Source organism: Streptomyces sp. NBC_01013, from assembly GCF_045162765.1.
GTDB lineage: Bacteria > Actinomycetota > Actinomycetes > Streptomycetales > Streptomycetaceae > Streptomyces.
Genome location: NZ_CP108687.1, coordinates 3658043 through 3681751 on the forward strand (window position 1 = coordinate 3658043; position 23709 = coordinate 3681751).

Consider the following 23709-nt stretch of genomic DNA (forward strand, 5'->3'; position numbering starts at 1 on the left):
GTGCGGGTTGCTCCGCGGGGTGCGCCACGTCGGGTGGGTGGGGGTGGTGCCCCTCCGGGCAGACTCCTCAAAAATGGCGTGTGCACCCGGTCACGCGGGGGACCCGGGTCGTACGCCATTTTCTGCGGGGACTGCCCTGCACGGCCCCACCCTGCATCACTCGCGTGTGCACACCGGCCGTACGACTGTCGCAGACGCACGGCGGCCGGGTCCGGGGCCGTGCAGGGGAGTCCCCGCAGGACGACGAACATCGACCCGGGTCCGCTGCGTACCCGCCGAACGTTCGTCGTCTGCGGAGACGCCCCGGAGGGGCCACGGACCCCCACCACCAGGCCAAAGCGCCCCTGCGGGGTACCCGCACCCCACCAAGCCCGTCCGGCGATTGAGGACGGAACCCCCCACCCCGGGACCCCGGAACCCCACGCGCCCGCCCGGCCGAGGGCCCCGCCCCGCAGGGGCACCCGCACGGACCCCTCAGCGCCCGCCCGGCCGAGGGCCCCGCGCGCGCCATGCCAGGTAGAGCGCCGAGGCCAGGGCAGCGCCCCGCACCACCCACGGCCAGGTGTCGCCGATCGCGGGGCTCATCTGCCCCTCCGCGATGGGCGCGCCCCACCGGCCGTCCATCCGGCCCCACAACCAGACCAGGGCACCCGCCGCGACGACCCCCGGCAGCCACATCGCCACCCACTTCGCCTCCGTACGCGACAACTTGCGGGAGTTGTACGCGAGCAGCCAGCCACCTGCGAGGGGCAGCAGGGCCTGCGGGGGGTCCATCACCGCTCCGGCCACCAGCAGTGCCGCGGGAAGCAGCAGTCCGGGGTGCGCGAATCCGCGGCGAGCGACGTCCTCACGGTCGCGTGCGCGGCGCAGCCGCGGCAGCCTTCGTCGCCGGCGCGGAGTCTCGGCCTCCTCCTCGTGCTCCTCGTCCTGCTCGGCTTCCTCGTCGTCCTCGTACGCGTCGTCATCCCCCGCCGGGGGCCTCAGGACCGCCGGGATCTCCACCCCGCCCCGGAAGCCCGGTACGTCGGTCCCTGCGCCGAACTCACCGGAGTCGCCGAACCGGCCCGGCGCGACACTCCACCAGTCCGTGTCGTCCCCGGACGGGCCGAGTTCGTCCGAACCCGCCCGGTGCGGCGGGGACGGTGCCGGCCGTGGCGGGGTCCGCGAGGCCTCCCGCGCTTCCGACGCGCCCTTGCGTGAACTGTCTTTCCGGAGCCTCGCCCGGCGCGGGCGCGGGATGCCCGCATCCTGCGTGCCGACCCGCTCGGGCTCCTGCGGCAACGGGGGCGTCCCGTCGGCCGACAGGGCCGCCGCAGCGACGAGTTCGTCCGGGGTCCCGAGCTTGCCGATGATGCGGCGCACCGCCCCGGGAGTGTCCGCGGCCTGCGCCACGCGCTGCCGGTCGATCTCGCCCCGCAGCGCCGACACGAGCCTCATCCGGGTGCCCGAGGACAGCTGTTGCTGCTGCGCCAGGTCTCCGACCCGGCTCAGGTAGTCGTAGACCAGCTGGTCGCTCTCGATCCCCACGCGATGGTTCCCCTCTACGGCCCTGCACCGACGGTAGCGCCCTCGGGCCTGTCCGGAGCGACTACCGTGGGACGGATGGGGATGACCACACCACCGCGGACGCTCGCCGAGGCTCTGCGCGCCCGGGACGACGAGTCACTGGCCGGGCTGCTGCGTGCCCGGCCCGATCTCCTCACCCCCGTGCCCGGCGACATCACCCAGCTCGCGACACGCGCCGGCACCCGTGCCTCCGTCGTCCGCGCCCTGGAACACCTCGACCGCTTCGCCCTGCAGACCGCCGAGGCGCTGGCGGTCGCACCCGACCCCGCCCCGTACGACATCCTGCTCGGCCTGCTCACCGGCGACGGGCGGGACGACGGGGAGCACCGCGACGACGCGGGCGCCGCGATCGTGTCCGCGCTGCCCGATGCCCTCGCCACCCTGCGCGAACAGGCTCTCGTCTGGGGCGAGAACGACCGGCTGCGCCTGGTGCGCACTGCCCGAGAACTGCTGTCGCCGTCCCCGCAGCACCCCTCCCCCACCGGTCTGGGGCCGACCGTCGCCGAGGCCACCGCCGGCATGTCGCCGGGCCGGCTCCAGGAGATCCTGACGGCGGCGGGGCTGCCCGCCACCCATGACCCGGTCTCCGCGGTGGGCGCGCTGTCCGCGCTGTTCACCGACCGCACCCGGATGGGCGAACTCCTCGACACCGCACCGGTGGAGGCGCTGTCGGTGCTGGACCGGCTGGTCTGGGGCCCGCCGTACGGCGAGGTGACCCCGAACCCCACCCCGCCCGTGAAATGGCTGCGCGACCGCGGGCTGCTGCTGCCCGTGTCGACCCGCACCGTCGTCCTGCCGCGTGAGGCCGCGCTGCACCTGCGCGCCGGTCGCGCCCACCGCGTGCCCGAACCGCAGCCGCCCGCCGTCGTCGCCGTGGCCGAACGTGATCCACAGGCTGTGGACAGCGCCGCCGCCGGTCAGGCGTTCCTCGCGGTCTCGACCGTCGAGGAGTTGCTCAAGAGCTGGAACGGCGGCGGCCCCGCCATACTGCGGGCCGGCGGTCTCAGCGTCCGCGAGCTGAAGAAGACCGCCGCGGTGCTGGACGTGCCGGAACCCGTCGCGGCGTTCTGGATCGAACTCGCCTACGCGGCCGGACTGCTGGCCTCCGACGGCGAGGCGGACGAACGCTACGCGCCGACTCCCGCGTACGACGACTGGACGGAACTGTCCGCCCAGGACCGCTGGGTGGAGCTCGCCTCGGCCTGGCTCGCCGCCACCCGCACCTCCGGCCTGGTCGGCGGCCAGGACGCGAAGGGCCGCGCCCTGTCCACGCTCGGCCCCGAACTGGACCGCTCCGCCGCACCCGAGGTCCGCCACCGGGTCCTGGCCCTGCTCGCCGCGCTGCCGCCCGGCACCGCCCCGGACCCGGAGTCCCTGCTCTCCCGGCTCCGCTGGGAGCGCCCCCTGCGGGGCGCCTCCACCTCGGCCGGGGACACCACCGACCTGCGGTCCCGGATCGCCCTGTGGACGCTGAACGAGTCGGAGCTCCTCGGCATCACCGGCCGTGGCGCCCTCGCCTCGCAGACCCGCGCCCTGCTCTCCGTCGGGCCCGTCGAGGCCGCCGCCCGGCTCGCCCCGCTCATCCCGGAGCCGCTCGACCACGTCCTGCTGCAGGCCGACCTGACAGCCGTGGCCCCCGGCCCGCTGGAACGCCCCCTCGCGGACATGCTCGCCGCCCTCGCGGACATCGAATCCAAGGGCGGCGCGACGGTCTACCGCTTCACCCCCGGCTCGGTGCGCCGCGCCCTGGACGCCGGGCAGTCCGCCGCCGACCTGCACGCCTTCCTCGCCGCGCACAGCCGTACACCGGTGCCGCAGCCCCTCAGCTACCTCATCGACGACGTGGCCCGCCGCCACGGTCATCTGCGGATCGGGGCCGCCTCCTCGTACGTCCGCTGCGACGACGAGGCCGTCCTCAACGAGATCCTCGCCGACAAGCGCTCGGCCACGCTGCGGCTGCGCCGGCTCGCCCCGACGGCCCTCGCCGCCCACGTCGACCCGGCGTCCCTCCTCGACGGCCTCCGCGAGATGGGATACGCGCCTGCCGCGGAGTCCGCCGACGGCGACGTCCTGATCACCCGCGCGGGTGCCGTCCGTACGCCGCCCCGCACGGCCCCCGTCCCCGTACCCGAGGGCCCTCCGGTCCCCGACCCCACGCTCCTCGGTGCGGCGGTCCGGGCGATCCGGGCCGGGGACACGGCGGCGACGGTCGTCCACAAGGACACCGGCCCCGCGTCCTCCGCGGCAGGCACCCTGCCCCGTACGACCTCCGCCGAGACCCTGGTCACCGTCCAGGCCGCGGCGATGACGGGCTCCGCAATCTGGATCGGCTACGTCAACGCGGAGGGCGCGGCCAGCCAGCGGGTGATCGCCCCGGTCCGCGTCGAGGGCGGCTACGTGACGGCCTACGACCACACGGCGGACGAGGTCCGCACGTATCCGTTGCACCGGATCACGGGCGTGGCGGAACTCGCGGACGACCAGACCTGACGCTGCGCCGCCGCCGTGCTCCGGGGTTCCGTCCTCAATCGCCGGACGGGCGGGTGCGCCTGCGGGGCGGGGCCCTCGGCCGGGCGGGCGCGCGGGGTCCCGGGGTGCGGGGTTCCGTCCTCAATCGCCGGACGGGCTTGGTGGGGTGCGGGTGCCCCGTAGGGGCGCTTCGGCCCGGTGGTGGGGGTCCGTGGCCCCTCCGGGGCGTCTCCTCGAACGACGAACGTTCCGCGGGTACGCAGCGGACCCGGGTCGATGTTCGTCGTCCTGCGGGGACTCCCCTGCACGGCCCCGGACCCGGCCGCCCTGCGTCTGCGACAGTCGTACGGCCGGTGTGCACACGCGAGTGATGCAGGGTGGGGCCGTGCAGGGCAGTCCCCGCAAAAAATGGCGTACGACCCGGGTCCTCCGCGTCGTCGGGTGCACACGCCATTTTTGAGGAGTCTGCCCGGAGGGGCACCACCCCCACCCACCCGACGTGGCGCACCCCGCGGAGCAACCCGCACCACTCAAGCCCGTCCGGCGATTGAGGACGGAACCCCGCACCCCGGACGGGGCGCACCCCGCAGGGAACCCGCACCCCGGACAACGGCGCACCCCGCAGGGAACCCGCACCCAGGAAAGGGCCGCACAGAACCACCCCACCCCCACATGCGGCACACTGGACGTTTGGCCGGTACACGGCCACCCCGCCGTAGAAAGGGCCGAAGCGCGTGACCGGACCCCTCATCGTCCAGAGCGACAAGACGCTGCTCCTCGAAGTCGATCACGAGCAGGCCGATGCCTGCCGCCGGGTGATCGCCCCCTTCGCGGAGCTGGAACGTGCGCCCGAGCACATCCACACCTACCGGCTGACCCCGCTCGGGTTGTGGAACGCCCGCGCCGCAGGGCACGACGCCGAGCAGGTCGTCGACGCGCTCGTGAAGTACTCGCGCTACCCCGTGCCGCACGCGCTGCTCGTCGACATCGCCGAGACGATGGACCGGTACGGCCGCCTCACGCTCTCCAAGCACCCGGTCCACGGGCTGGTGCTGACCTCCACGGACCGGCCGGTCCTGGAGGAGATCCTCCGGTCGAAGAAGGTCCAGCCGCTGGTGGGGGCCAGGATCGACCCGGACACCGTGGCCGTGCACCCGTCCGAGCGCGGGCAGGTCAAGCAGACGCTGCTGAAGCTGGGCTGGCCCGCCGAGGACCTCGCGGGGTACGTGGACGGCGAGGCGCACCCGATCGAGCTGGACGAGAGCGGCTGGGCGCTGCGGCCCTACCAGCAGCAGGCCGTCGAGGGGTTCTGGCACGGCGGGTCCGGGGTCGTCGTGCTGCCCTGTGGCGCGGGCAAGACGCTGGTCGGGGCGGGCGCGATGGCGCAGGCCAAGGCGACCACACTGATCCTCGTCACGAACACCGTCTCGGCCCGGCAGTGGAAGCACGAGCTGGTGAAGCGGACCTCGCTGACCGAGGACGAGATCGGCGAGTACAGCGGTACGCGCAAGGAGATCCGGCCGGTCACCATCGCCACCTACCAGGTGCTGACGACCCGCCGCAAGGGCGTCTACGCGCACCTGGAGCTGTTCGACTCCCGCGACTGGGGGCTGGTGATCTACGACGAGGTGCATCTGCTGCCCGCACCGGTCTTCAAGTTCACCGCCGATCTCCAGGCGCGCCGCCGGCTCGGCCTCACCGCGACGCTGGTGCGGGAGGACGGGCGTGAGTCGGACGTCTTCTCGCTGATCGGGCCCAAGCGGTTCGACGCCCCGTGGAAGGAGATCGAGGCGCAGGGCTACATCGCGCCCGCCGACTGCGTGGAGGTACGGGTCAATCTGACGGACTCCGAGCGGCTCGCGTACGCGACCGCCGAGGCCGAGGAGAAGTACCGGTTCTGCGCGACGACGGCGACGAAGCGGAAGGTCACAGAGGCCCTGGTGCGCAAGCACAAGGGTGAGCAGACGCTGGTCATCGGGCAGTACATCGACCAGCTCGACGAGCTGGGTGAGCACCTGGACGCCCCGGTGATCAAGGGCGAGACGAGCAATGCGCAGCGCGAGAAGCTCTTCGACGCCTTCCGGCAGGGCGAGCTGAGCGTGCTGGTCGTCTCGAAGGTGGCGAACTTCTCCATCGACCTGCCGGAGGCGACCGTCGCCATTCAGGTGTCGGGCACGTTCGGCTCGCGTCAGGAGGAGGCCCAGCGGCTGGGCCGGGTGCTGCGGCCGAAGGCCGACGGGCACGAGGCGCGGTTCTACTCGGTGGTCGCGCGCGACACGATCGACCAGGATTTCGCGGCGCACCGCCAGCGCTTCCTGGCGGAGCAGGGCTACGCGTACCGGATCGTGGACGCGGACGAGCTGCTTTCGGACAGCTGAGGGGCCGTGGAGGGGGCGGCGCGCCGTGCTCAGCGCGTGCGGCGGACGCCCGCCTCCTCCGCGTACTCGCCGAGGACGACGACGCCGAACGCGGCGCGTACGTAGACCTTGACGGCGCGCAGCGCGTCTCCGGCGCGGTGGCTGTGGGCGTGGCCGGTGGCCGCGGTCGCGCCGTGCGCGGGGCCGGTCTTTCGCGGGTTCAGGGTGACGGTGCTCATGTCTTCCATGGTGCTCCGCCCGGGCCCGTCGCGGCGTCGGCCCGCAGGCGGAAGCTCGGGGGCGTGCGTCTACCCCTGTGGTCGCATGCCGTCCCCTACGGGATGGACCCGCGCGATATTCGTTCGCGCCCGGCGGGGGCGGTCGCTACAATCGCCGGTCTGCCCGCCTCCCGCACCGTGGTACCGGCCGTCCGTCAGGACCTGCGCCGGCAGCCGGGGGAGCGCCGCCGACCGGACGGAAACCGGCCGACAGCCGTACGCACGTCCGCGTGCGCACCAGTGATCGATCCCCGAGCGGACCGCATCGCTCCCGAGCAGTGGCCGGGAGCGATGCGGTCCGCCGTCCTGCGTTGAATGCCGGAGGCAACACCGTGCCCGCGCACGAACACGAAAGCGACACCACCACCGACCCCCTCGCCCATGAACGCGCCCATCTCGCCGCGTCGCGTGCCGCGCTGCGCGCCATGCGCGAGGACGCCCAAGCCCTCAACATCCGTGATGTCACGGCGAACTGGGTGAACGCCGCGGTACTGCAGGCCCAGATCGCGGACCGCATCAAGTCCCTTGCCGACCTCGCCCACACCCCGTTGTTCTTCGGGCGGCTGGACTACCTGCACGTGGTGGGGGCGGCCCAGGCCGAGGGCGCGGAGGGCGAGCAGTTCTACATCGGGCGCCGCCACGTCCACGACTCCGACGGTGATCCGATGGTCATCGACTGGCGTGCTCCGGTCTCCCAGCCGTTCTACCGGGCGTCCCGGAAGGACCCGCTGGACGTAGGTCAGCGACGCCGCTTCGGCTACACGGGCGGTGAGCTGACGGCGTACGAGGACGAGCACCTCACCGACCCGACCGAGACCGCGCAGACCAGCAAGCTCCTCCAGGCGGAGATCGAGCGGCCGCGTGTCGGTCCGATGCGTGACATCGTCGCGACGATCCAGCCCGAGCAGGACGAGATCGTCCGCAGCGAGCTCGGCGGCTCGGTCTGTGTGCAGGGCGGACCCGGCACCGGTAAGACGGCCGTGGGCCTGCACCGGGTCGCGTATCTGCTGTACGCGCACCGCGAGCGGCTCGCCCGTACCGGCACTCTCGTCATCGGGCCGAACCGGTCGTTCCTGCACTACATCGAGCAGGTGCTGCCGGCCCTCGGTGAGCTGGAGGTGAAGCAGGCGACGGTCGACGACCTGGTGACGGCGCACGTCGAGGTCCGGGGCACGGACGAGGCGCGGGCCGCCGTCGTGAAGGGCGACGCCCGGATGGCGGAGGTGCTGCGGCGGGCGATCCGTTCGCACGTGACGATGCCCGCCGAGCCGGTCATGGTGGTGCGCGGCTCACGTCGTTGGCGGGTCCCGGCGTACGAGATCGAGGAGATGGTCAAGGAGTTGCTGGCCCGCGACATGCGGTACGGGGCGGCGCACGAGGCCCTTCCGCAGCGCATCGCGCACGCCGTGCTGGTGCGGATGGAGGAGGCGGGCGAGGCACCCGACGACCGGGTGCAGAACGCGGTGGCGCGTACCCCGGCGGTGAAGGCCGCGGTGAAGGCGATCTGGCCGGCGGTCGAGCCGTCGAAGCTGGTCCTGCGACTGCTGTCGGACCCCGAGTTCCTGGCGGCGCACGCGGACGGGCTGCTCAGTGAGGACGAGCAGAAGACGATCCTGTGGACCAAGCCCGTCCGGAGCGTGAAGTCCGCGAAGTGGTCGGCGGCGGACGCGGTGCTGATCGACGAGGCGTCCGACCTGGTGGCGCGTACCCACTCGCTCGGTCATGTGGTGATCGATGAGGCCCAGGACCTGTCGCCCATGCAGTACCGGGCGGTGGGCCGACGCTGTTCGACGGGTTCGGCGACCGTGCTCGGTGACCTGGCCCAGGGCACGACGCCGTGGTCCACGCAGAGCTGGGAGCAGGCGCTGCACCACCTGGGGAAGGCGGACGCCGTGGTGGAGGAGCTGACGGCCGGTTTCCGTGTGCCGCGCGAAGTGATCGCGTACGCGTCCAGGCTGCTGCCCGTGATCTCGCCCGGCCTCGCGGCGGTGGAGTCGGTGCGTGAGTCGCCGGGTTCGCTGTCGGTACGGGAGGTGACGGGCGCGGACGCACTGGACGCGGCGGTGGTCGCGGCCTGCGCGGAGTCGCTGGAGCAGGAGGGTTCGACCGGTCTGATCGCCGCCGACGCCCGCATCCCGGCGCTGGCCGAGGCGCTGACCGCGGCGGGCCACAGCTATCTCTCCCCCGGCCAGGAGACGACCGCCGAGTCCCGGCTGACCCTGGTCCCGGCGTCGCTGGCGAAGGGCCTGGAGTACGACTACGTGGTGCTGGACGAACCGGCCGCGGTGGTCGACGGGGAGCCCGACGAGCGCACGGGGCTGCGCCGGCTGTACGTCGCCCTGACCCGCGCCGTGTCGGGGCTGATCGTCCTTCACGCGGCGCCGCTGCCGGAGGAGCTGGGCTGACACGCCGCGGGGGGTGGGGGCGACGGCACGCCCCCACCCCCCGCGCCTGGTCAACCGGCCGTGCAGGCCCTCCCGTTCAGCTTGACCGTGCCCGGATCCGCCGCCGCGCCCGAGACGCTGCTGTTGAACCCGAAGTCGACCGCCGCGCCCGGCGCGAGGGTGCGGTTCCAGGACAGCGGTACGGCGGTGACCGTACGCCCGTACTGGGCGAGTTCGGCGCTCCAGGTGTGGCTGAGCTTCTGGTCACCGGGCAGCAGCCAGGTCAGGGACCAGGGGGTGAGCGCCTGGGTTCCGGTGTTCTTCACCGTGACCGTGGTGGTCGATCCGGTGCTCCACGGGTGCGAGGAGTACGTGACGCGGCAGGCGCGGGCCGGGCCCGCCCCGTCACCGGCGTCGTCCAGGTAGGAGGCGACGAAGGCCAGCGGCGCGTTCCAGTTGATGGCGACCTCGTTGGTGGCGTACGAGCCGTTGTCGTCGAGGTAACACATCGCCGCCGCGCAGCCGTTGAGCTTCTCAGCGGCCGCCGGGTCGCCGGAGGTGGGAGCGGTGAGGTTCGGGCCGCCCGCGAGGGAGCCGGCGGGCGGGTGGGGCAGGTCGGGGTCGCTCTGGTGCGCCCACACCCGGTGGTGCTGGTTCTCGGAGCTGCGCTCGCCGTACCCGGTGACGTACGACTGGTTCAGCGGGTTGCGCCCGAACAGGTAGTCCGCGCCACGCAGCACGGCGTCCCGGTACCCGGCCTTCCCGGTGAGGTCGGCGGCGGTGGCCAGCACGATCATGTTGTTGAGTACCTGGCTGTTGGAGCCCCAGGCGTAGTTCTGGCCGGCCGGGGCGTACGGCACGCCGTACAGCTGGTCCTCGGTCTGGGCGGCGTAGCGGTCGGCGGCCGCGGTCACCACGGAGCGGACCTGTGCCAGCTGGTCGGCGGTCAGGTCGTTGGGCACCGTGGCCAGGGTCAGCACGCCGAGCCCTGCGGTACCGCCCCACCAGATCCCACCGTCCGCGGGGAAGACCGCGTCGACGTCGCCGTGCAGCGGGGAGTCGAGGAGCGCCTGGCGGTAGGGGGCGGCGCCGGTGGTGGTGAAGAGTTCGGCGGCGGCCCAGTAGAACTCGTCGGAGACGTCGTTGTCGCTGTACGTTCCGCCGCCCGTGCCGTCGTTGGGGTCGGCGAGCACGTCCGGGTGGGCCTTCGCCGCGGTCCACGCCGTCTCGGCGGCCGTACGGCACCGGTCGGCGAAGTCCGCGTCGTACGGGGCGAAGAGGCGGGCGCACTGGGCTGCCGCGGCAGCCAGGTTGAGCGTCGCGGCGGTCGACGGCGGGTGCAACTCGCGCTGCTGGGGGTCGAGGTCGGGCATCATCGGCAGGCCGGTCCACTGGGCGTCGTGAATCTTGTGGTGGACCATTCCGGCGAGCGGCTGCCCGGCCGGGACCTGCATGCGCATCATGAAGTCGAGCTCCCAGCGCGCCTCGTCGAGGATGTCCGGCACGTCGTTGCCGTGCTCGGGCACCCGCAGCTCACCGTCGCCGAGTTCGGCGGACTCCGCCCCGTCGGCCGTCAGGGTCCGCTCGTAGGTGTCCATCAGTTCGGCGACCGCGATGCCGCCGTTGACGACGTACTTGCCCTGATCGCCGGCGTCGTACCAGCCGCCCCGCACATCGAGCCGGTAGTCGCAGACGCCCGGCTGGCACGGCACGTCCGTGTCGCCCTTGTTGGGGGCCACGCCGAGGTGGCCCGCCGGACGCGCGTACTGCTCGCCGACGAGGTCCCCGTCGATCTCGATGCCGCTGCGGTTCTGGTAGAAGTACGCGAGCGAGTCGCTGCGCAGGGTGTCGTACAGGTCTGCCCTGATCGAGAAGGGCTCGCTGACCTGGCCGTCCGCCTCGACGGTGTAGCCGTCACCGGTGGTCGTGACGTCGCTGAAGTCGAAGGTGTGGACGTTCTGACGCGAGGTGGGGTCGATGCCGCCCGGCGCGGTGGTGCCGCTGGCGGCGGTCGTCCCGTCGGCCGCCCGGAGGGTCCAGGGCAGCGGTTCGGTCGTGTCGGTGACCAGGGTGCCGTTCTTGGGGCCCTTGGGGAGATAGCCGACCTGGTTGACGCGGACGCGCGAGCCGGTGTCGGGCACGTACACGGGCGGCTCGGCGCCGCCGCGCAGGGACACGTCGTCGAGGCAGAAGGTGGCCGCCTTGTCGCTGCCGCCTATCTGGAAGGCGAGTTGAGCGGCGTCGCGGTCGGCGGTCGCGGTGAAGACGTGCGTGACGGGGGCCGCCTCCGTGCCGATCACGTCGGTCGCGGACAGGTCCGTCGTCCACGGGTCGGTCGCCATCTGCACGTTGGTGTGGATGGAGAGCGCAGAGGTGGACGTGGCCGTGTAGGTGAGGCTGTACGTCTCCCCCGCGACGAGGGGGATGTCGTTCTGGCCGACGATCACGTCCCACGGGTTGGCCGTTCCGGCCGGTACGTCGGTGCAGAGCCGCCCGTCCGTGACGGCGGCGGCGGTGTTGGCGGTCCACCACCAGGGAGCCGTACCGGCGGTGAAGTCACCGTTGGTGATCTGCTCCGGAGCCGGATCGGCGTCCTCGGCGGCGGCACCCGGTGCGGTGAGGACACCGCCGAACAGTGCGGCGAGGGCTAATGTCCCGAGCACACGACGCCCGCGCCGGGCGCGGGTGCGACCGGTGGGGGACGGGGGCGGAGAGGCGTTCACCGGGGGGCCTTTCGGTAGCAGTGAATGACGGTCCGAGGCTTGGCGGTTGAGCGGTGGGAACGCTCCCATGAGCGATGAAGAGGGCCGGGGAGGCACCGTGGGAGCGTTCCCACACCGCCGTGTGGCCATTGTGGAGCCGGTGGTGTTTGTTGCGCCAGGGTCATGACAGCACGAGCCTGACGCGACAACCCGCTCCCGTGCGACGCCCCGGCAGCCTGTCCGCCTCGGACCGGGGGAAGACCGGCTAGGCGTCGCGCCTCCGCAACACCAGGGCGCCGGACAGCATCGCGGTCGCGGCCCAAGCGGCGAGCACGCCCAGGCCCTCCCACGGGCCGACGGGCATCCCGGGCAGATTCACGGTGGTCTGGATCGCAAGTCCGGCGGACATCGGCGCGATCTGCTGGAGGTGCCGCTGCCATTCCGGGTCGTTGACCACCTGGGTGACGACCGGGAACAGATAGAGCAGACCGAGCACGAGCCCGATGGCGGTCGCCGCTTCCCTTACGGCCGTCGCCACGCCGAGGCCGATCAAGGCGATCAGGACGAGGTAGAGAACCGAACCCACTGCCGCGCGCAGGGTCGGTCCGTCGGTCAGGGACAGCGGGACATAACCGTGCGCCTCGGTGAATCCGTTGCCGGGCAGGAGGTGGCGGCCCACGAGGAGGGAGGCCAGGACGGCAGCCGTCCCGGAGGCCAGGACGGCCGCGGTGAGGACCATCGCCTTGGCAGTGAGAACGGTGAGCCGGTTCGGCACCGCCGTAAGCGTGGTGCGGATCATCCCGGTGCCGTACTCGCCGCTGACGGCCAGCACCGCGAACACGGCGATGACCGCCTGCCCGACGGTGACGCCGGTCAGGGCAAGCTTGACGGCGTCCTGGCCGCACCCCACGTCCGGGCACTTCACCGCCCTGGCGGTGCCACTGCCGACGGCCACGGTCAGAGTGACGGCGAGGAGGAGCAGCCGGCCCGTTCCTCCTGCGGTGCGCAGCTTCGTCCACTCCGCCCGCAGGACATGGCCGAATCCCCCGCACGCTGTTGGGCCGTCCGCCGTGTTCGCGAGTCGTGCCTTGGCCGGGCGGTTCACACGTCCCTCCTGCGCAGCCGCACCGCGGCCAGACCGAGGGCGAGCACGGCATAGCCGCACAGCACGGCGAATCCGGCCCAGGGAACCAGCGGGTAGTACCCGGTCGACGGCTCGTACACGCTGACCACCTGCGCGTAGTGCGGCAGGGTCTGCTGGATGGCGAAGCCCGCCGCCGGTGTCACCCGCAGCAACCACTCCGAAGCACCCGGCGGCAGCACGCCGGAGGTGGCGAGCAGGTAGGGCAGCACGATCGACACGATGACCACGGCAACCGCCGTGGCGCTGCGCCGCAGCAGGGTTCCGACGCCGAGGGCCAGCACGGCGGCGGCCGCACACAGCAGTCCGGTGCCCACCACGACGCGCAGTTCGGTCGCCGAAGAGACGGGAAAGACATGGAAACCCCTGCCGAGCGCGGCGTGTTCCCCCAGGGGCACGGTCACCGCGGCGGCGATCAGGCCGACGGTGAAGGCGAGACCCCCGGCCACCACGGCTTTGGCGCCGAGTACCCGCCCCCGTGGCGGGATCGCCGCCACGGTCGTGCGCAGAAGGCCATGGCGGTACTCGCCGGTGACGAACAGCGTGGCCACGGCGATCACCACGACGAGCCCGGCGAAGGTGCCGACGAGGAAGTTCTCGACGGAGAAGCCGGCGCCCATGACCGGCCCGCCGACGACCGGAGCGATGTCGCCGGCCCCCGTCACGCTGAACGTGTCGGTGGTCCGGGTGAAACCGCCTTCGGTGGTGCCGGTGTAGCTGCCGGATGTGCCCGCGTCGCCGCCCACCTGCGTGCCGCTCCACGCGCCCGGGGCCCAGTCGCCTTCGAGGCCGGGGACACCGAAGACTCCGGTGGCCACGGCGGGGCTGAAGCCCGGGCCCGCCGCGGTGTCCAGCTTCGCCTCCGGCGACGCCGCGAAGAACCCCGCCTGCACGGTACGAGGGAGGCCGGGCAGCTTCACGCTGTCGACTTCGGTCCACCGGGAGCCGTCCGTGGAGGTGTAACCGGTGAGGCTGTCGCCGGAGCGGACCAGGCGTAGCCGGCCTGAGGAGTTACTCCCGGAAGGGCCGGCCGTGTCGTGGGTGTAGTCGTACTGCATGCGCACGCCGTGGCCGCCGGTGGCCAGGACCGCCGCGTACGAGGATCCCGGCGTGAGGCTCTCCTTCATAATGATCCCGGCCTTGGCCCACGGCTGGGCGCCATCGGCGGGCTCGTCGCCGCTGCCGGTGGCGGCCGCTCCGGTCAGGGATCGCAGGGCGATGGTGATGCTGCCGTCGCCGGTCAGCTTCCTGTGCACGAGGTAGAAGTTGTCGTTGACGGCCTCGCCGCCGGGCCCCTTCGGGTAGGAGGCGGTGCCCGCTCCCGTGGGGCCGGGCGCCGCAGTGCCGAGCAGGCCGACCACGATCGTCGCCAGAAGTGCCGCCGCCATGGCGACCACCCAGCCCCGTACCGTACGGAACTTCGTCCACTCGGCGTGCAGCGCCGTGAGGCGTCCGCTTCGCTCGGTGCGTCGCATGGCCGGGGGGCGTGGAGTGTGGGTGGTCGTCATCGCGTGGCCTCCGCCGCCGGGATGCCCCGGTACTCCACCGCGTCGCGGGTGAGGTCCATGTACGCCTCTTCGAGCGTCGCCCGGTGAGCGGACACCTGCGCGAACGGCACCCCGTTCCGGGTGAGCAGGGCCACGATCTCCACGTCGGGCAGGCCCGTGACGTCCAGCGTGTCGGGCCCGGTGGCGGCCAGGGTGGCGCCCGCGCTGCGCAGCACCTGGGAGGCGTGCGCGGATGCGGAGGTACGGAGGACGACCCGGCCGCCGGATGCCTCGGCAAGCAGCTCGGACACGCTGGTGTCCGCGACGACCCGGCCGCGTCCGATCACCACGAGGTGGTCCGCGGTGTCTTCGAGTTCGCTCATGAGGTGACTGGAGACGAGGACCGCGCGGCCCTGCCGGGCAAGCAGGGCCAGGAAGCCTCGCATCCACACGATGCCGTCCGGGTCCAGTCCGTTGAACGGCTCGTCCAGCATCACCGCCGGCGGGTCCCCGAGCAGTGCCGCCGCGATCCCCAGGCGTTGGCGCATGCCCAGCGAGAAACCGCCCGCCTTGCGACGGGCCGCCGAGCCCAGGCCCGCCTGTTCGATGACCTCGTCCACCCGCCCCGAGGGCAGCCCCTGGGAATGAGCCAGCCACAGCAGGTGGTTGCGGGCCGTGCGGCTGGGATGCAGAGCGGAGGCGTCGAGCAGCGCCCCCAGGTGCCGCAGGGGGCGACGCAGGCTGCGATACGGCACCCCTCCGATCAGCGCCTCCCCCTCCTCGGCTGCGTCCAGGCCGAGGATCACGCGCATGGTGGTGGACTTTCCCGCGCCGTTCGGACCCACGAAGGCGGTCACCCTCCCCGGGTGCACACAAAACGTCATCCCGTCGAGGGCCGTCCGCGGCCCGAAGCGTTTGCGTAGTCCGACGACCTCGATCGTCGCCTCGGAGGCCCAGCTGTCGTGGTTGCCGCCGTCGGGGGCGTTCTCATGGTTCATGGGCCCCCACCCTGGGAGGGCAACGGTTACAGGGTCCGAACGGGCGCTGTCATCTCCCTGTTAGGCGCGGCCGCTTAACCTGGCGGCGGGAGCCCGGCCGGAAGACCCGCCCCTGCACGGGGCACGAGGAGGGAGCAGGCGGATGAAGTGGAGTCCGCCCCGACGGCTCACGGGCCCGACGACATGGCCCGGACTGCGCCGTGGCACCGCTCGGGTCCGCTTCACCGCCTTGTACGTCGCCCTTTTCCTGCTGTCCGGAACGGCTCTGCTCGCCATCACCGCCGCGGTGGCGTCCGGCGGATCGAGCGACAGCCGGGTCGCGCCCGGCAACGGCGCCGACCGGCCCGCCACGGCGGCACAGGCCATGGGCCGCATCGACGAGCTGGAACAGCGGCTGGTCCAGGCGCACGACGCCCAAACCGCGCAGATCCTGACCGGCTCCGCACTCGCGCTCGGCGTCATGGCGGTGGTCTCGGTCGGCCTCGGCTGGTTCGTCGCCGGCCGGGTACTGCGCCCCCTGCGCGTGATGACGGCGGCGACCCGCCGGATCACCGCCGACAGCCTGCACGAACGTCTGGCGATCGCCGGCCCCGGCGACGAGGTGAAGGACCTCGCCGACACCATCGACGGCCTCCTCGGCCGCCTGGAAGCGTCCTTCGACGCCCAACGGCTGTTCGTCGCCAATGCCTCCCACGAACTGCGCACCCCGCTCACCACGATGCGGGCCTCCGTGGACGTGGCCCTCGCCAAACCCGGCCCGGTGCCCGGGATCACCGCCACCCTGGCCGCCCGGATCCGCGCGGAACTCGACCAGGTGGACCGGCTGTTGGAGGGTTTCCTGGTCCTCGCACGCACCCAGCACGGTGAGTTCGACGACTCACGCCTGCTCCTCCTCGGCCGGACGGCACGGACCGCCCTGGCCGCACGGGCCGAGGACATCGCGACCAGGGGCCTGACGGTCCGCGCGGACCGGATCGACGAATCGGCGCGGGTGTGGGGCAGTCATACGCTGCTGCGCCGCGTGGCGGACAACGTGATCGACAACGCGATCATCCACAACGACTCCGGGGGCTGGATCGAGGTCACGGTTCTGGCCGAAGAAGGCAAGGGGAACGACCACGGTGCGGTGTCCCTCGTCGTCGAGTCCGGTGGACCGGTCCTCGACCAGCGGCGGGTGGCGGACCTCGCGCGCCCCTTCCGCCGCCTGGGCGCCGACCGGACCGGAACCGGCCGGGGCAGCGGCCTCGGCCTCTCCATCGTCGCGGCCATCGCCGAGGCGCACCACGGCACCCTGGACCTGCGCGCCCGCCCCGAAGGCGGCCTGCGCGTCGCCGTCGTCCTCCCCCACCCGGGCGACGGAGCGCCGAAGGTCCCCGGCACCGAAACGGACGTGACACGTTGAGAGTCCTGGTGGTCGAGGACGCCCGCCCGCTCGCCGAGGTCGTGGCCGAGGGACTGCGCGACCAGGGCATGGCCGTGGACGTGACCCACGACGGGCTCGACGCCGCGGCCAAGCTGGACGTCAACGCGTACGACGTCGTCGTGCTCGACCGCGACCTGCCGGGCATCCACGGCGACACCCTCTGCCAGATGATCACCGAGCGCGACGGTCGCGCGATGGTTCTGATGCTGACCGCCGCCGGCGCACCCGGCGACCGCGTGAGCGGCCTGACCCTGGGCGCCGACGACTACCTCGCCAAGCCCTTCCACTTCCCCGAACTCGTCCTGCGCATCCGTGCGCTGGCCCGCCGCCGCCCCGCCGCGCGGCCCCGCACCCTGCGCGTGGCGGGCATCGAACTCGACCCGATGCGCCGGACCGCCGGCCGTGACGGTCGCCCGCTCGAACTCTCCGTCAAGGAGTTCGCGCTGCTCGAAGCCCTCCTGAACGCGAGCCCCGGCTTCCTCAGCACGGAGGACCTGCTCGAACAGGTCTGGGACGAACACGCCGACCCGTTCACCAACACGGTCACGGTGACCATCAGCCGCCTGCGCCGCAAACTCGGCGACCCCCCGGTCATCGCCACCACACCCGGCGTGGGGTATCGGATCACCGCCCGGCCCGACTGAGCGGCCCGCGCCGAGCCCTGGACACCGCCGACGGCTCTCCCGCTCCCGTTGCGGCCGAAGCTCCGGGCCGCGACGGGCGGGGGCGGGACGCCGTGTTCGGCAACCCGCCCCCGCCCGTAAAACGCGTGCTGGACAGCCCTCAGGCGTCCAGCACGTCGCGCCACTCCCGCACCGCGGCCACATCCACCGGCCCCGCCCAGCCGCCCGGCCGGGCGGCCCCGCCGATGTGAACGGCGTCGATGCCCGCGCCCAGCAGTTCCGGCAGGTGCTCCAGCCGCAGGCCGCCGCCGACGAGGATCTGCGGCTCGTACCCCGGCTCCCCCTTGCGCGCCGCCTCGACGATCAGCGTGGGGATGCCCTCGTCCACCCCCGCGGGCGAACCCGCGGTGAGGTACGTGTCCAGGCCCGGCAGATCGGCGAGGGCCTTGCGCAGCGCGTCCCGGTCGGAGGCACGGTCGATCGCGCGGTGGAACGTCCAGTTGCAGCCGTCGAGCTCGGCGACGATGCGCTCGACCGCGACGAGGTCGGGACGGCCCTCCGCGTCCAGGAAGCCGAGCACGAACTCGTCCGCACCCTCCGCCCGCAGTTCGCGCGCCTTGCGTACGAGCACGCCGACATCACCGGCCGCGAAGCCGTCCGCCACCCTGAGCATGACCCGTAGCGGAATGTCCACGGCGGCCCGGATCGCCGCGAACGTCGCGCAGGACGGAGTGAGGCCGTCCGCCGCCATGTCGGTGACCAGCTCCAGCCGGTCCGCACCACCCGCCTGGGCAGCGACCGCGTCCTCCGCGTCGAGAGCGATCACCTCCAGGACTGCACGGTTGCTCATGGGAACCCAATCCTCCAGAGACGTCTATAGGTCTAGTCCAATGCCAGCCTACGGGGCGGTAGGCCCGGGGCGCAGCCTCACAGCGAACGCGAAGATACGCGAGGCCGAAGGTGCGCCAGGGGACCAATGGGGCGCGGTCGGCACTTCCGCAACGGATCACCCTTGCGCCCACATAGGGGCGGGGGGTATACCTGAATCAGGCACACATACCCCCCAGGGGTATAACATGATCCACGAGGAGGGCCCCGTGTCCGCGCAGACCACAGCCACGACCGGCACCACTGCCCCCAGTGGCCCCACCCCGACCGGCGCCGCCGCAGAGGTCGAGCTGGCCATCGGCGGCATGACCTGCGCCTCGTGCGCGGCCCGGATCGAGAAGAAGCTCAACCGGATGGACGGGGTCGAGGCCACCGTCAACTACGCCACCGAAAAGGCCAAGGTCAGCTACCGGGGCGAGGACGTCTCCGTACAGGACCTGATCGCCACGGTCGAGAAGACGGGCTACACCGCGCACGAGCCCGCTCCCCCCGTACGTACCGGCGACACTCCCACCGGGACGGACGAGGCGGACGAGCTCCGCCCGCTGCGACAGCGGCTGCTCACCGCCGTCCTGCTCGCTGTGCCGGTGATCGCGATGTCGATGATCCCCGCCCTCCAGTTCGACAACTGGCAGTGGCTCTCCCTCACCCTCACCGCCCCCGTCGTCACGTACGCCGCCTGGCCCTTCCACCGCGCCGCGTGGACCAACGCCCGGCACGGTGCGGCCACGATGGACACGCTGATCTCGGTCGGCACGTCGGCGGCGTTCCTGTGGTCGGTGTGGGCGCTGTTCTTCGGCACCGCCGGGATGGCCGGCATGACGCACCCCTTCGAGCTGACCATCGGGCGCACCGACGGCGCGGGGAACATCTACCTCGAAGCGGCCGCCGGAGTCACCGCGTTCATCCTCGCCGGGCGCTATTTCGAGGCCCGCTCCAAGCGGAAGGCGGGCGCCGCGCTGAAGGCACTGCTGGAGCTCGGCGCGAAGGAGGTCACCCTCCTGCGCGACGGCCGGGAGGTCACCGTGGGCACGGCCGATCTCCAGGTCGGGGACCGCTTCCTCGTCCGCCCGGGCGAGAAGATCGCCACGGACGGCATCGTGGTGGAGGGCAGTTCGGCGGTGGACGCGTCGATGCTCACCGGCGAGTCCGTCCCCGTCGAGGTCACGGCCGGCGACCCGGTGACCGGCGCGACGCTCAACGCGGGCGGCCGGCTCGTCGTCGAGGCGATCCGGGTCGGGGCCGACACCCAGCTGGCCCGGATGGCGAAGCTGGTCGAGGACGCCCAGAACGGCAAGGCGGCGGCGCAGCGGCTCGCCGACCGGATCTCCGCGGTGTTCGTCCCTGTCGTGATCGCGCTCGCGCTCGGCACGCTCGGCTTCTGGCTGGGCAGCGGGGAGGGCCTGACGGCCGCGTTCACGGCCGCCGTCGCCGTGCTGATCATCGCCTGCCCCTGCGCCCTCGGACTCGCCACCCCGACCGCCCTCATGGTCGGCACCGGACGCGGCGCCCAGCTCGGCATCCTGATCAAGGGCCCCGAAGTCCTGGAGACCACCCGCCACATCGACACGATCGTCCTCGACAAGACCGGCACCGTCACCACCGGCCGCATGACCCTCCAGACCGTCCACACCACGAACAACGCCACCGAAACCGACGTCCTGCGCCTGGCCGGAGCCCTGGAACACGCCTCCGAACACCCCATCGCCCAAGCCGTCGCCACCGGCGCCACCAACCACACCCGAGCACCCCTCCCCACCCCCGAGAACTTCACCAACCTCCCCGGCCTCGGCGTCCAGGGCACCGTCGAGGGCCACGCGGTCCTCGTCGGCCGCGAGGCGCTGCTGGCCGAGTGGGAGATCCACCTGCCCGAGGAACTGGGCCGTCGCAAGGCCGAAGCGGAGGCTGCGGGCCGTACCGCGGTCACGGTCGCCTGGGACGGCGAGGCACGAGCGGTCCTGGAAGTGGCCGACGCGGTGAAGGACACCAGCGCGGAGGCGATCGAGCGGCTGCGCGCGCTCGGCCTGACGCCGATCCTGCTGACCGGCGACAACCGGGCGGTGGCGGAGTCGGTTGCTGCCGAGGTCGGCATCGAGGAGGTCTACGCGGAGGTCATGCCGCAGGACAAGGTCGACGTCGTCAAGCGCCTGCAGAGCGAAGGCCGTTCGGTCGCGATGGTCGGCGACGGGGTCAACGACGCGGCCGCCCTCGCCCAGGCCGACCTGGGACTCGCCATGGGCACGGGCACGGACGCGGCGATCGAAGCCGGCGACCTGACCCTGGTACGCGGGGACCTGCGGGCCGCCGCGGATGCCATCCGGCTGTCACGGAAGACGCTCGGCACCATCCGTACGAACCTGTTCTGGGCCTTCGCCTACAACGTGGGCGCGTTGCCGCTGGCCGCGATGGGTCTGCTGAACCCGATGATCGCGGGTGCCGCGATGGCGTTCTCGTCGGTGTTCGTGGTCGGCAACTCGCTGCGGCTGCGGGGGTTCCGCGCGGGGGCGTAGGGCCCCGCAGCCTTCCCGCCCGCCGGGCGGCCTACCCGTCCGTCCCGCAGCCTTCCCGTCCGTCCCGCAGCCTTCCCGTCCGCCGGGCGGCCGGGCTCAGCTTCCGACAGGGAGCCGGGCCTCAGGCCGCCCGCTGCCGCGTCCGCGTGCGATGCGCTCCTCCAGCCGCGCACGGCGCTCCGGCCACTCGTCCGCCGTGATCGAGAAGATCGCCGAGTCCCGCAGACGCCCGTCCTCGCCCGGCGCCCACGACCGGGACCAGTTCCGCAGCACGCCTTCGAAGCTCGCGCCCGCCGCTTCGATCGCGGCACGGGAACGGCTGTTGCGGGCATCCGTCTTCAGATCCACGCGGGCCACCCCCCACACCTCGAACGCGTGCCGGAACAGCAGGTACTTGGCCTCGGCGTTGATCCCCGAGCCCTGGGCCGAGGCGGCGAGCCATGTGAAGCCGACCTCGATCGCGCTGAGCGTGTCCTCGTCCAGCCAGTGCCGGGGCTCCCAGTACGCCGTGACCCCGACCGCCCGTCCCGAGGCCCGGTCGATCTGCGCGTACGGGAACAGCTTCCCGGTGGCGGCGCGGGCGAGCTGGGCGTCGACGTACTCGCCGGCCTCGTGGGCTCGGGGCACCCAGGTGAAGCGGTATGAGCTCCGCTCCTCCTCGGCGGCCCGGCGCAGGTCCCCCGCGTGCCGCTGCTCCAGCGGCTCCAGGCGCACCCGTGAGCCCTCCAGGACCGGTCCTTCCAGCGCGAAAGCCATTACTTCCCCATCCAGTTCGCAGCACAGCGGGTTCACATGCGGACGCAGGCCCGCGCGCAGCCTTCCAGACGCTCCGCACGCATGTCGCGCGAATATGTCGGCCTCCACCCTGGGAGAACCGGGTCGCCCATCCGGAGCGTCGTACCCTGCGCCGGATCTTCTCGAATGCAGAGCGCGACATCGCACTGTCGTTCGTACGGCTGAACCATTCATTCTGACCAATGATTACGAAGAGGGTTTATGCAGCACACCACCTCAGCCCCTGGTGCCACCCGGCGTTCGCGCCTTCGCCGCCGGTCCGCGGCGGCCCTGGTCGGCGCGGCCGCGCTGGCCGGACTGGCGGCCGTCACCACGTCCCCCGCCACCGCCGCCGAAGCGCCGACCGGCATCAACTGGGACCACACGTGGAACGGAGCGGGCGTCAGGGTCTACGTGGAGGAGCACGGCGACATCATCTCCGTCTGCGACACGGCGGCGAACGGCCACGCGGCCTTCGTGACAGTCGTCGACTCGGACCTCAACATCGACCACTACGAGGCCAAGGTCTCGACCGGCAAGGGCACCTGCGTCACGCACCAGGCCAGCCAGGGCGGCAGGTACAACCTGCACGAGTACAGCAACATAGGGCTCACCTTCGAGGGTGAGGGCGGCCTCGGGTCCTACGCGGTGAACTTCGTCAACGACCACTGAGCCACGCCCGCCGTCCCACCGGCGGAACCGGTACCGGGCGCCCGGCGGAGCCCAGTACCGGTCGGCCACACCGACAACGGGGCTGCCTGGCAGCCCCGTTGTCAGTGGCCGTGTCTACGATCCCCGCATGACCGACTGGATGCACGAATCGATTCCCGGCCACGAGGTGAACCTCGTGTTCTCCCGGGGGCTTTCCGTCGACGCACTCACCACCGGCCTCCGCGAACTGCTTCGGGAACCGCTGGCCGAGGGCGAAGCGGGCGGGTGGGCCTGGGCGGCTCACGAGATGCTCAACGCCGAGATCGATGACTACGAGGAGGCCGACTACAGCCGCGTCTGCCCGGAAGGCACCGAGCTGGTGGTGCTCGTGACCGAGCCCTGCAGCGCCAAGGCGCACGGGCCCCACTTCCACTACCTCCGTGACGGGCGCACGATCCTCTTCTTCAGCTTCGAGGACATCGGGCAGCGGGTGGGCGAGAACCCCGACCACATGTCGGCCGAGCTCCTCGCCGCGCACCTCATCGGCCCCGGGGCGGAGTGCCTGCTGTGGGAGACGGACGACGGCCACGACTGCTTCGACCACCACTACGACGACGAGAACCGCCTGGTGAAGGCGATCGCGGACTGCTTCGGCCTGCCCTCGCCCCCGCTCGTCCTGGAGGTGACCGGACAGTGAAGGCGATCGTCGCCCCGGACACGTACGTCATCTACGCCAGTGGCCTGGACCTGCCCACCCTCACCGCCGTGTGCGCCGACGCGACGTATCCCGCCCGCACGACGGGTGCGTCGGACGGCTGGGCCTGGGCCACGTACGACGCGACCGCCGTGCGCGGCCGGGCGATCACGGACCTCGCACGTGACCTGACCGGATTCCGCTACGACGAACGGTTCGGGCCCGGCCGCGTGAAGACGGTCTTCCTCGCCACCACACCCGCGTGCCCGTGCCCGCACGGGCAGAACTACATGGTTCCGCACTGCGACGACCACCCGTTCAACTTCGTCCACAGCCGGGGCGGGTTCGAGCGGGAGTACTTCAACGTCGGGCGGCGCCGCGAGACGCGACGCAGCGGTGACCTGCTGGTACGGGAGTTGCTGGACGCCGGGATCGTAGGCCGGGTGACCCCCGCGTACGACGCCGATCCCGGCTTCAACGCCGACGGCGCCGTGACGATGCGGATCATCGCCGACCACTTCGGGCTGCCCCCCACCTCGTGACGGCCGCGCCCTCCCGGGCCGGCTCCGGGGCTCACCTGCCCACGAGCACGAACCGCACCACCGTCCCCGCGCCTGCCTGCGCCACCGCCGCCCGGCTCGGCGCTTCGCCGAGGAGTGCCGGCCCACAGCGCCCGGGCGGACCGCGCGGCCGGTGACGGTCGTCTCCCGGACGGCCGCGGCCCCTGCTGGCATCATGGACACCGTCATGCTCACACGCTGCCC

17 protein-coding genes are annotated in these 23709 nt (G+C 72.5%); 9 read left to right on the forward strand and 8 right to left on the reverse strand.

The features are described from left to right. Positions 1-474 precede the first annotated feature (474 nt). Positions 475-1527, reverse strand: a complete 1053-nt coding sequence (locus OG538_RS15700; RefSeq protein WP_406094065.1) for a hypothetical protein — start codon at positions 1525-1527, stop codon at positions 475-477. Between the two features lie 75 nt (positions 1528-1602). Between OG538_RS15700 and OG538_RS15705 the strand changes: the two genes are divergently transcribed. After that, complete coding sequence (locus OG538_RS15705) at positions 1603-4056, forward strand: helicase C-terminal domain-containing protein (protein ID WP_406094067.1); 2454 nt, start codon at positions 1603-1605, stop codon at positions 4054-4056. Between the two features lie 713 nt (positions 4057-4769). Further along, positions 4770-6413: a DNA repair helicase XPB gene (locus tag OG538_RS15710; protein ID WP_406094069.1), complete on the forward strand. Its 1644-nt coding sequence runs from the start codon at positions 4770-4772 to the stop codon at positions 6411-6413. Positions 6414-6442: 29 nt separating this feature from the next. Here OG538_RS15710 and OG538_RS15715 read toward each other — a convergent pair whose 3' ends face one another. Then, positions 6443-6631 carry a hypothetical protein gene (locus OG538_RS15715; RefSeq protein WP_406094071.1) on the reverse strand — a complete coding sequence of 63 codons (189 nt, stop codon included), beginning with the start codon at positions 6629-6631 and terminating at the stop codon, positions 6443-6445. Between the two features lie 371 nt (positions 6632-7002). Here OG538_RS15715 and OG538_RS15720 point away from each other — a divergent pair, with 371 nt between their 5' ends. Beyond that, positions 7003-9075, forward strand: a complete 2073-nt coding sequence (locus OG538_RS15720) for a HelD family protein (protein WP_406094073.1) — start codon at positions 7003-7005, stop codon at positions 9073-9075. Positions 9076-9125: 50 nt separating this feature from the next. Here OG538_RS15720 and OG538_RS15725 read toward each other — a convergent pair whose 3' ends face one another. The 4 genes from OG538_RS15725 to OG538_RS15740 form a co-directional block, all read right to left on the reverse strand. Beyond that, positions 9126-11777: a glycoside hydrolase family 9 protein gene (locus OG538_RS15725; protein WP_406094075.1), complete on the reverse strand. Its 2652-nt coding sequence runs from the start codon at positions 11775-11777 to the stop codon at positions 9126-9128. Between the two features lie 244 nt (positions 11778-12021). Continuing rightward, entirely contained in the window at positions 12022-12861 is an 840-nt protein-coding gene (locus OG538_RS15730; protein ID WP_406094077.1) for an ABC transporter permease subunit, read from the reverse strand. After that, entirely contained in the window at positions 12858-14405 is a 1548-nt protein-coding gene (locus tag OG538_RS15735; RefSeq protein ID WP_406094079.1) for an ABC transporter permease subunit, read from the reverse strand. The genes OG538_RS15730 and OG538_RS15735 overlap by 4 nt, the downstream gene beginning before the upstream one ends. Then, positions 14402-15382: an ABC transporter ATP-binding protein gene (locus OG538_RS15740; protein WP_406094081.1), complete on the reverse strand. Its 981-nt coding sequence runs from the start codon at positions 15380-15382 to the stop codon at positions 14402-14404. Before OG538_RS15740 ends, OG538_RS15735 begins: the two co-directional genes overlap by 4 nt. A gap of 142 nt (positions 15383-15524) precedes the next feature. Between OG538_RS15740 and OG538_RS15745 the strand changes: the two genes are divergently transcribed. Continuing rightward, the gene (locus OG538_RS15745; RefSeq protein ID WP_406094083.1) at positions 15525-16784 is read left to right on the forward strand and encodes a sensor histidine kinase; all 1260 of its coding nucleotides are present in this window, start codon (positions 15525-15527) and stop codon (positions 16782-16784) included. Beyond that, positions 16781-17449 carry a response regulator transcription factor gene (locus tag OG538_RS15750; protein ID WP_406094085.1) on the forward strand — a complete coding sequence of 223 codons (669 nt, stop codon included), beginning with the start codon at positions 16781-16783 and terminating at the stop codon, positions 17447-17449. The genes OG538_RS15745 and OG538_RS15750 overlap by 4 nt, the downstream gene beginning before the upstream one ends. A 139-nt stretch (positions 17450-17588) precedes the next feature. Here OG538_RS15750 and OG538_RS15755 read toward each other — a convergent pair whose 3' ends face one another. Next, the gene (locus tag OG538_RS15755) at positions 17589-18278 is read right to left on the reverse strand and encodes a copper homeostasis protein CutC (protein WP_406094087.1); all 690 of its coding nucleotides are present in this window, start codon (positions 18276-18278) and stop codon (positions 17589-17591) included. Between the two features lie 247 nt (positions 18279-18525). Here OG538_RS15755 and OG538_RS15760 point away from each other — a divergent pair, with 247 nt between their 5' ends. After that, a complete protein-coding gene (locus tag OG538_RS15760; protein ID WP_406094089.1) occupies positions 18526-20826 on the forward strand; it encodes a heavy metal translocating P-type ATPase in 2301 nt (766 codons plus the stop codon). 96 nt (positions 20827-20922) lie between these two features. Here the strand turns inward: OG538_RS15760 and OG538_RS15765 are convergent, their stop codons facing one another. Continuing rightward, a complete protein-coding gene (locus OG538_RS15765) occupies positions 20923-21582 on the reverse strand; it encodes a GNAT family N-acetyltransferase (protein WP_406094091.1) in 660 nt (219 codons plus the stop codon). 240 nt (positions 21583-21822) lie between these two features. Here OG538_RS15765 and OG538_RS15770 point away from each other — a divergent pair, with 240 nt between their 5' ends. The 3 genes from OG538_RS15770 to OG538_RS15780 all read left to right on the forward strand — a co-directional run bounded on the left by OG538_RS15770 (position 21823) and on the right by OG538_RS15780 (position 23487). Then, positions 21823-22272, forward strand: a complete 450-nt coding sequence (locus OG538_RS15770; RefSeq protein ID WP_406094093.1) for a hypothetical protein — start codon at positions 21823-21825, stop codon at positions 22270-22272. Between the two features lie 127 nt (positions 22273-22399). Then, positions 22400-22948: a hypothetical protein gene (locus OG538_RS15775; RefSeq protein ID WP_406094095.1), complete on the forward strand. Its 549-nt coding sequence runs from the start codon at positions 22400-22402 to the stop codon at positions 22946-22948. Then, positions 22945-23487: a hypothetical protein gene (locus tag OG538_RS15780; RefSeq protein ID WP_406094097.1), complete on the forward strand. Its 543-nt coding sequence runs from the start codon at positions 22945-22947 to the stop codon at positions 23485-23487. The genes OG538_RS15775 and OG538_RS15780 overlap by 4 nt, the downstream gene beginning before the upstream one ends. Positions 23488-23709: the final 222 nt, after the last annotated feature.